We start from the raw sequence: 8,969 nt of genomic DNA, 5'->3' as shown, positions 1-8,969 counted from the left end.
CCACCGTCAATCTCGACGGCACGGGGGCATCCAACATCGACATCGGTGTGCCGTTCCTCGAGCACATGCTCGACCAGGTGGCGCGCCACGGGCTGATCGACATCGATATCCAGGCCGAGGGCGATCACCACATCGACGATCACCACACCGTCGAGGACGTCGGCATTACCCTGGGCCAGGCGCTCGCGAAGGCACTCGGCGACAAGAAGGGCATCCGCCGCTTCGGCCACGCCTACTGCCCGCTGGACGAGGCGCTCTCGCGGGTGGTGGTGGACTTCTCCGGCCGCCCGGGGCTGGAGTTCCACGTTGAGTTCCCGCGCGCGCGGATCGGCAGCTTCGACGTCGACCTGTTCAGCGAGTTCTTCCAGGGCCTGGTCAATCACGCCTGGATCACCCTGCACGTGGACAACCTGCGCGGGCGCAACGCGCACCACGTGGCGGAGACGGTGTTCAAGGCCACCGGCCGCGCCCTGCGCATGGCCGTGGAGCTCGACGAGCGCCAGGCGGGGGTGACGCCCTCCACCAAGGGCGCACTGTAAGGGGGCGTCCATGGCAAGCACCGTCGTTGTCGACTACGGCATGGGCAACCTGCGCTCCATGGCCAAGGCGCTGGAGCACGCCGGTGCCGGGGACGTGCGGGTGACCGATGACGCCGAGATCATCGCCGCCGCGGACCGGGTCGTCTTTCCCGGCCAGGGCGCGGCGCGGGACTGCATGAGTGCGCTGCACGCCCACGAGCTCATCGACGTGCTCGGCGAGAGCATGGTCCGCAAGCCCTTCCTCGGTGCGTGCATGGGCATGCAGGTCCTGCTCGCCTGGAGCGAGGAGAACGGCGGCATCGACCTGCTCGGGCGCTTTCCCGGGCGGATCCGCCACTTCCGCCACCACTTCACGGCGGCGGACACCGGACTGAAGGTCCCGCACATGGGATGGAACCGCGTGCGCCAGACGACGTCCCACCCATTGTGGGCGGGCATTGACGACGGCGAGTGGTTCTACTTCGTGCATAGCTACTATGCCGAGCCGGACGAGGATGCCCTGGTGCTGGGGCGCACCGACTACGGCGGGCCATTCGCGAGCGTGCTCGGGCGCGGCAATATCTTCGCGACCCAGTTCCATCCGGAGAAGAGCCATGACGCCGGTGTGCGTCTGCTTGCGAACTTCGTCCGCTGGGACGGCGCCGCCTGAGGCGCCGACCGACGAGCGCGCGGCCCGCTGCGGTCGCGATCGAGAACAGGTGAAATGGATTCGGACATGCTGCTGATTCCCGCGATTGACCTCAAAGAGGGCAAGTGCGTGCGTCTGCGCCAGGGGCGCATGGACGACGAGACGATCTTCTCCGACGATCCGGTTGCCATTGCCGGGCGCTGGATCGAGGCCGGTGCGCGGCGCATCCATATCGTCGATCTCAACGGCGCGGTGGCCGGCTTCCCGGTCAACGCGGACATCATCGGGCGCATCGCCGAGGAGTATCCGGACGTGGAGATCCAGGTCGGCGGCGGTATCCGCAGCTTCGATGTCATCCAGACGTATCTGGACGTGGGCGTCGACTACGTGATCATCGGCACCCAGGCGGTGCGCCGCCCGGCATTCGTCGACGACGCCTGCGACGAGTTCCCCGGCCACATCATCGTCGGCCTGGACGCCAAGGACGGGATGGTCGCCACCGACGGCTGGGAGCAGGTCAGCCAGGCCAGCGCCGAGGACATGGCGCGGCGTTTCGAGGCCGCCGGCGTGGAGGCGCTGGTGTTCACCGACATCGGCCGCGACGGCATGATGCGCGGCGTCAACGTCGAGGCGACGGCGCGGCTGGCCCGGGCGGTGGAGATCCCGGTCATCGCCTCCGGTGGCGTCTCCTCCATGGACGACGTGCGCGCGCTGTGCGCCGCGGCGGACAGCGGCATCAGCGGGGCCATCGTCGGCCGCGCCCTCTACGAGGGCGGTCTCGACCTCGCCGAGGCCCAGCGCACCGCCAACGAGCTCACGGGGGCCGTGTAATGGCGCTCGCCAAGCGCATCATCCCCTGCCTGGACGTGGACGCCGGGCGTGTGGTCAAGGGCGTGCGCTTCGTCGACATCCGCGACGCCGGCGACCCCGTGGCCGTGGCCCGGGAATACGACCGCGCCGGCGCGGACGAGATCACCTTCCTCGACATCACCGCCAGCCACCAGGGCCGCGAGACCATCGTCGAGGTGGTCGAGGCGGTGGCGAGCGAGGTCTTCATTCCGCTGACGGTGGGCGGCGGGGTGCGCGAGATCGCCGACGTGCGCCGGCTGCTCAACGCCGGTGCGGACAAGGTCGCGATCAATACCGCCGCCGTGCACCACCCCGAGTTCGTGGCGGAGGCCGCCGAGCGCTTCGGCTCGCAGTGCATCGTCGTCGCCGTGGACGCCAAGCGTGTGGCCGACGTCGACGGCGAGCCGCGCTGGGCCGTATTCACTCACGGCGGACGCCGTGAGACGGGTCTGGATGCGGTGGACTGGGCGCGGCACATGGCCGGGCTCGGCGCCGGCGAGATCCTGCTCACCAGCATGGACCGTGACGGCACCCGCGAGGGCTTCGACTGCGCGCTCACCCGCGCCGTCTCCGAGGCCACCGGCGTGCCGGTCATCGCCTCCGGCGGCGTGGGCTCGCTCCAGCATCTCGTCGACGGGGTGCTCGAGGGCCGGGCGGACGCCGTGCTGGCGGCGAGCATTTTCCACTTCGGCGAGTACTCCATCGCCGAGGCCAAGGCCTACATGGCCGAGCACGGCATCGAGGTGCGCCGATGAGCTGGCTCGACGAGGTTTGCTGGAACGACGACGGCCTGGTGGCGGCGATCGCCCAGGACGCCGGCGACGGCGAGGTCCTGATGATGGCCTGGATGAACCGCGAGGCCCTGGAGCGGACCGCCGAGCTGGGCGAGGCGGTGTACTACTCGCGCTCCCGCGGGCGGCTGTGGCACAAGGGCGAGAGCTCGGGCCACACCCAGCGGGTGCACGAGCTGCGCATCGACTGCGACGGCGATGTCGTGCTGCTGCGGGTGACCCAGGCCGGCGGGATCGCCTGCCACACCGGGCGGCGCAGCTGCTTTTACCGGCGCCTGGCGGACGGGGACTGGGCCGAGACGGCCCCGGTCCTGCGCGACCCGGCGTCGATCTACGGGGGGAACGGCAATGGATGAGCGTATCCTCGAGCGCCTCGCCGAGGTGCTGGAGACGCGCAAGGGCGAGGACCCGGGGCGCTCCTACGTGGCGGGGCTGTATGCCCGGGGCGAGGACCAGATCCTCAAGAAGGTCGGCGAAGAGGCCACCGAGACCGTGATCGCCGCGAAGTCCGGCGACACGGACCATCTGGTTTATGAGACCGCGGATCTGTGGTTCCATACATTGGTCATGTTGGCGCATTATGGTCGGGGTCCCGCCGACGTGCTCGAAGAGCTCGGACGCCGCTTCGGCCTGTCCGGCCTGGACGAAAAGGCCGCGCGCGACGGCGACTAGATCACAACGCCACCGCCTGCCGGCGGCGGCTGCAGCTGTCAGGAGAGGTTAAATGGGTTTCGGTGGTATCAGCGTGTGGTCGCTTCTGCTCATTCTGGTCATCGTGCTGCTGCTGTTCGGCACCAAGAAGCTGCGCAACATCGGTTCGGATCTTGGTGGTGCGGTGCGCGGCTTCAAGCACGCCATGGATGACGGCGAGAAGGAGAAATCCTCCGATGCCTCCGGCGAGCGGCTCGAGGCCTCCGAGGAGAAGCCCGGCGAGTCCACTTCGGAGACCGAAGAGACCGGCCGCGACCGGCACCACACCAGCTGATCCCGGCATCCGACACCGATGTTTGATGTCGGCTTCTGGGAACTGCTGATCATCGGGGTGATCGCGCTCATCGTGGTCGGCCCCGAGCGGCTGCCGGGGCTTGCCCGGACGGTCGGGCTGTGGGTCGGACGGGCCCGCGCCACCTTCCACTCCCTGCGCGACGAAATCGAACGCGAGTCCGACCTCCAGGGGCTGCGTGACACCGAGCGCGCCCTGCGCGAGCGCGGTCAGGAGTTCCGCGAGAGCGTGGAGCGCACCGCGAGCGAGGTGCGCGATACCGCCGAGCGCACGCGCTCGGAAGTGGAGGAGGCCGCCTCCGCGTCCGCCGAGAGCACCACCGGCGGCGGTGACAGTGACAGCGACGCCGGCGAGCAGAATGCCGGCACAGAGACACGGGACCGTAACGGACAATGAGCGTGGAGCCCCACGACCAGTCGGTGGACGACGACGACCGCCCGCTGCTCAGTCACCTGCTCGAGCTGCGCAGCCGGCTGATGCGCTCGCTGCTCGTCACCCTCGCCGTCTTCCTGGTGCTCTACCCGTTCCGGGAGCCGCTCTACCACTGGCTCGCCGGGCCGCTGCAGGCCGTGCTGCCGGAGGGCGCCCAGATGATCGCCACCCAGGTGGCGACGCCCTTCCTGATCCCGCTCAAGCTCGCGCTGGTCTGCGCGTTCTTCGTGTGCATCCCCTACATCCTCTACCAGGTGTGGGCGTTCGTCGCCCCCGGGCTGTACCGCCACGAGCGCCGGCTGATCTGGCCGCTGGTGGCCTCCAGCGTGGCGCTGTTCTACCTGGGCATGGCGTTCGCCTATTTCGTGGTCTTCCCGCTGGTGTTCCGGTTCTTCGCCGGCGTCACCCCCGAGGGGGTGTCGATGATGACCGACATCGGCGAGTATCTCTCCTTCGTGCTCACGCTGTTCTTCGCCTTCGGTGCCTCGTTCGAGGTGCCGATTGCCACCATTCTGCTGATCCGAAGCGGCGTGATCTCCCGTCGCGAGCTGGGCGCGAAGCGGCCCTACGTGATCGTGGTCGCGTTCACCGTGGGGATGCTGCTCACCCCGCCCGACGTCATCTCCCAGGTGCTGCTCGCGGTGCCGATCTGGCTGCTCTTCGAGCTCGGGCTGATCTTCTCGCGTTTTCTCCCCGGCTCGGCCGATGAGGACGAGTGAGACGCTTACCTTTTGGTAAGAAAACTCACTGGTTTGAGCTCTGCCGGTTTCGCAAGGGGCTGTTTCGGGGTGTAAACCCTTGCCACTGTTGCGCTTGTGACCGGCGGCGCGTATGGTATTAAGCCCGTTTCGCGAAGGCCTTTGGTGTCAGAGATTGAATGAGTGCCGCACGCGAAACCTTCATTTGCGGCAAGGACAGTCGGGCACAGCGTGAGATGAACGCTTCCGGAGCCAGTGCATCCGGCCCTGCAGCACAACGCCCCGGCGGACCCCGGGGCAGGTCCCCGGGGCCGTGCCGCGAGCACCGCGCGGGAGCCCGTCCCGACGGGCGCGCCGGCCGTGTTCCATGCCTGCCGTCCCGCCATCCCGAAGCCGCTCCCCGGCATCCGGTCTCAGCCCATCCCGTGCTCCATCCGAACCCCCTGTCTCCGGCCGCCGGTCGCTGGCGGAGGTGGTGTGGTGGGCTACCTTTTGCCGTAAGTCCGTCCCTGCACACGCGCGTCAATCACCGGGTGATCTTTCCATGAATGGTGCTTTTGAACGGTTACTGCGTAACTCCTATCTCAGCGGCAGCAATGCCAGCTACATGGAGGCCCTCTACGAGGCCTACCTGAACGATCCCGACTCCGTGAACACCGAGTGGAAGCGCTACTTCCAGGGCCTCGAGGCCGGTGACGGCGCCGCCGTGCGGGACGTCCCCCACGGTCCGATCCGCGAGGAGTTCGCCGAGATCGGCCGCCGCCGCGGCCACAACGGCGCGGCCACCGGCGAGATCGCCCCGGAGGTCGCCCAGAAGCAGGCGGCGGTGCTGCGGCTGATCAACGCCTACCGCTTCCGCGGCCACCAGCGCGCCGACATCGATCCGCTCAATCTCCGCGCCAAGCCCGAGGTGCCGGATCTCGATCCGGCGTACCACGGCCTGACCGGGGAGGACATGGACCGGCGGTTCAATACCGGTTCGCTGTTCACCTCGGAGCAGCTCACGCTGCGCGAGATCATCGCCCTGTGTGAGGACGTGTACGCGGGCAAGATCGGCTCGGAGTACATGCACATCACCGACACCGCGCAGAAGCGCTGGATCCAGGAGCGCCTGGAGCGCCCGCGCGCGCGGCCCGAGCTCGACACCGAGCGCCGGCGCCGGCTGCTGGAGAGCATCACTGCCGCGGAGGGCATCGAGAAGTACCTCAACAGCAAGTACGTCGGCCAGAAGCGCTTCTCCCTGGAGGGCGGCGAGGTCATCATCCCGCTGCTCGACGAGGTGGTGCAGCGCGGGGGCAGCCAGGGCGTGCGCGAGATGGTGCTCGGCATGGCCCACCGCGGCCGGCTGAACGTGCTGGTTAACCTGCTCGGCAAGTCGCCGGCGGAGCTGTTCGCCGAGTTCGAGGGCGACTACGAGCTGGACAACGCCACCGCCGGCGACGTGAAGTACCACATGGGCTATTCGTCGGACATCCAGACGTCCGGCGGGGCGCTCCATCTGGCGCTGGCGTTCAACCCCTCGCACCTGGAGATCGTCAACCCGGTGGTCGTCGGCTCGACCCGGGCGCGCATGCAGCGTCGACACGACGCCACCGGCGACGAGGTCCTGCCGGTGCTCATCCACGGTGACGCCGCCTTCGCCGGCCAGGGCGTGATCATGGAGACCTTCCAGCTCTCCCAGGCCCGCGGTTTCTATACCGGCGGCACCATGCACGTGATCATCAACAACCAGATCGGCTTCACCACCTCGAATCCGCTCGACTCGCGCTCGACGTTCTACTGCACCGAGGTCGCGAAGATGGTTCAGGCGCCGATCTTCCACGTCAACGGCGATGACCCGGAGGCGGTGCTGTTCGTCACCCAGCTGGCGATGGACTACCGCAAGCGTTTCCGCCGCGATGTGGTCATCGACGTCATCTGCTATCGCCGGCACGGGCACAACGAGGCGGACGAGCCCTCGGCGACCCAGCCGATGATGTACCAGAAGATCAAGAAGCACACGCCGCTGCGCAAGCTCTACGCCGAGCGCCTGGTCGGGGACGACGTCATCGCCGGCGACGACGCCAAGCGCATGGAGCGCAGCTACCGTGACCGCCTCGACGAGGGTGAGGTCGTCGCACCCAACATGGTCGAGGACGTCCAGAATGAGTTCCTGGTCGACTGGTCGCCCTTCTTCTCCGGCGGCGAGGACCAGGAGGTCGAGACGGCCGTCTCGCTGGAGCGCATCCGCGGCCTGCAGGAGCACCTCCAGCGCCTGCCCGAGGGCTTCGAACTCAACCCCCGGGTGGCGAGCATGATGGAGAGCCGGCGCAAGATGGCCGCCGGCGCGCTGGCCATGGACTGGGGCTTTGCCGAGACCATGGCCTACGCGAGCCTCCTCGAGGAGGGCTGGCAGGTGCGCCTCACCGGCCAGGATTCCGGCCGCGGCACCTTCTTCCATCGCAACGCCGTGCTCCACAACGCGAAGGACGGCACCACCCACGTGCCGCTCAAGGACGTCGGCGAGGACCCGGCGAGCTTCACGGTCATCGACTCGCTGCTCTCGGAGGAGGCGGTGCTCGGTTTCGAGTACGGCTACTCCACCTCGGATCCGCAGACGCTGACGATCTGGGAGGCGCAGTTCGGTGACTTCGTCAACGGCGCGCAGGTGGTCATCGACCAGTTCATCAGCTCCGGGCAGGCCAAGTGGGGCCGGCTCTGCGGGCTGACGATGTTCCTGCCCCACGGCTATGAAGGCCAGGGGCCGGAGCACTCCTCGGCGCGACTGGAGCGCTTCCTGCAGCTGTGCGCGGAGCAGAACATCCAGGTCTGCGTGCCTTCCACCCCGGCGCAGTTCTTCCACATGCTGCGCCGGCAGATGCTGCAGACCACGCGCAAGCCCCTGATCGTGATGACGCCGAAGTCGCTGCTCCGCCACAAGCTCTCGACCTCGGTGCTGGACGAGCTCTCCCGCGGGCGCTTCCACCGCGTCATCGACGAGATCGACGAGATGAAGGTCAAGTCGATCAACCGCGTGGTGGTGTGCAGCGGCAAGGTCTACTACGACCTGCTCCAGGAGCGGCGCAAGCGCGAGCAGGACGACGTCGCCATCGTGCGCGTCGAGCAGCTCTACCCCTTCCCGGAGAAGGAGCTCTCCGCGCTGCTCAAGCGCCGCTACAAGGGGGCCAAGGAGGTGGTCTGGTGCCAGGAGGAGCCCCAGAACCAGGGCGCGTGGTACCAGATCCAGCATCACGTGCGGAACTGCATGACCCGCGAGCAGTCGCTCAGCTATGCCGGCCGGGATCCGTCCGCCTCGCCGGCCGTGGGCTATGCCAAGCTCCACCACGAGCAGCAGCGCCGCCTCGTCGAGGCCGCGCTCGGCTGAACACGAACCGGTAAGCGCATCGCGCCGATAATCCAGGCCCGGGGATGGGGCCACCGAGGACAACAAGCGAGGAATCGATGAGTATCGAAGTCAAGGTACCCGCACTGCCCGAATCCGTGACCGAGGCCACCGTGGTCACCTGGCACAAGCAGCCCGGTGACGCGGTGGAACGCGACGAGAACCTGGTCGATATCGAGACCGACAAGGTCGTGCTCGAGGTGCCGGCCCCGGAGGACGGGGTGCTCGGCGAGATCCTCAAGAACGAGGGCGACACGGTCACCGCCGACGAGGTCATCGCCACCCTCGGCGAGGGCGGCGGTGCGGGTGCCGCGGCGAAGCAGGAGTCTGCCGGGGAGGCGCCGGCCGAGTCCGCGGGCAAGCAGGAGGCCGAGCCGGCCGCCGAGCCCGAGCCGGAGCCCGCCGAGTCCTCCGCCGGCAAGGCCCCGGCCGCCGAGCCGGACCAGGACCTCTCTCCCGCGGTGCGGCGGATGGTCGCCGAGAACGACCTGGATCCGTCCCGCATCGAGGGGACCGGCCGCGACGGGCGGATCACCAAGGAGGACGTGCAGCGCTATCTCGACAGCGGCGACAGCGGTGCCGCCGAGCGCAAGCCCCGCGAGCCGGAGCCGGCGGGTCGGCGCAGCGCCCCGGCCGAGTCCAAGTCG

At 68.5% G+C, this 8,969-nt stretch carries 11 protein-coding genes; all 11 read left to right on the top strand.

The features are described from left to right. A partial coding sequence (gene hisB / locus G7A99_RS11365) for an imidazoleglycerol-phosphate dehydratase HisB (protein WP_163140265.1) occupies nucleotides 1–539 on the top strand: 539 nt, incomplete at its 5' end. A gap of 10 nt (nucleotides 540–549) precedes the next feature. Then, nucleotides 550–1,188, top strand: a complete 639-nt coding sequence (hisH, locus tag G7A99_RS11360) for an imidazole glycerol phosphate synthase subunit HisH (protein WP_163140263.1) — start codon at nucleotides 550–552, stop codon at nucleotides 1,186–1,188. A gap of 66 nt (nucleotides 1,189–1,254) precedes the next feature. After that, the gene (hisA, locus tag G7A99_RS11355) at nucleotides 1,255–1,998 is read left to right on the top strand and encodes a 1-(5-phosphoribosyl)-5-[(5-phosphoribosylamino)methylideneamino]imidazole-4-carboxamide isomerase (RefSeq protein ID WP_163140261.1); all 744 of its coding nucleotides are present in this window, start codon (nucleotides 1,255–1,257) and stop codon (nucleotides 1,996–1,998) included. Continuing rightward, nucleotides 1,998–2,771 carry an imidazole glycerol phosphate synthase subunit HisF gene (gene hisF / locus G7A99_RS11350; protein WP_018718094.1) on the top strand — a complete coding sequence of 258 codons (774 nt, stop codon included), beginning with the start codon at nucleotides 1,998–2,000 and terminating at the stop codon, nucleotides 2,769–2,771. The genes hisA and hisF overlap by 1 nt, the downstream gene beginning before the upstream one ends. Beyond that, a complete protein-coding gene (gene hisI / locus G7A99_RS11345; RefSeq protein ID WP_018718095.1) occupies nucleotides 2,768–3,163 on the top strand; it encodes a phosphoribosyl-AMP cyclohydrolase in 396 nt (131 codons plus the stop codon). The genes hisF and hisI overlap by 4 nt, the downstream gene beginning before the upstream one ends. Further along, nucleotides 3,156–3,479: a phosphoribosyl-ATP diphosphatase gene (locus tag G7A99_RS11340; RefSeq protein ID WP_018718096.1), complete on the top strand. Its 324-nt coding sequence runs from the start codon at nucleotides 3,156–3,158 to the stop codon at nucleotides 3,477–3,479. The genes hisI and G7A99_RS11340 overlap by 8 nt, the downstream gene beginning before the upstream one ends. Nucleotides 3,480–3,531: 52 nt before the next feature. After that, on the top strand, nucleotides 3,532–3,792 hold the full coding sequence (gene tatA / locus G7A99_RS11335) for a Sec-independent protein translocase subunit TatA (protein WP_018718097.1): 261 nt from the start codon (nucleotides 3,532–3,534) through the stop codon (nucleotides 3,790–3,792). 18 nt (nucleotides 3,793–3,810) lie between these two features. Further along, the gene (tatB, locus tag G7A99_RS11330; protein ID WP_163140258.1) at nucleotides 3,811–4,206 is read left to right on the top strand and encodes a Sec-independent protein translocase protein TatB; all 396 of its coding nucleotides are present in this window, start codon (nucleotides 3,811–3,813) and stop codon (nucleotides 4,204–4,206) included. After that, on the top strand, nucleotides 4,203–4,961 hold the full coding sequence (gene tatC, locus G7A99_RS11325; RefSeq protein WP_018718099.1) for a twin-arginine translocase subunit TatC: 759 nt from the start codon (nucleotides 4,203–4,205) through the stop codon (nucleotides 4,959–4,961). Before tatB ends, tatC begins: the two co-directional genes overlap by 4 nt. Before the next feature lie 523 nt (nucleotides 4,962–5,484). Further along, complete coding sequence (locus G7A99_RS11320; protein ID WP_018718100.1) at nucleotides 5,485–8,304, top strand: 2-oxoglutarate dehydrogenase E1 component; 2,820 nt, start codon at nucleotides 5,485–5,487, stop codon at nucleotides 8,302–8,304. 77 nt (nucleotides 8,305–8,381) lie between these two features. After that, nucleotides 8,382–8,969: biotin/lipoyl-containing protein (locus G7A99_RS11315; RefSeq protein WP_205599817.1), on the top strand; the 588-nt coding region annotated here is incomplete at its 3' end.

This window comes from Arhodomonas sp. KWT (genome assembly GCF_010993615.1).
Note: the sequence above shows the minus strand (reverse complement) of the source record. Positions and strands in the feature narration are given on the sequence as shown.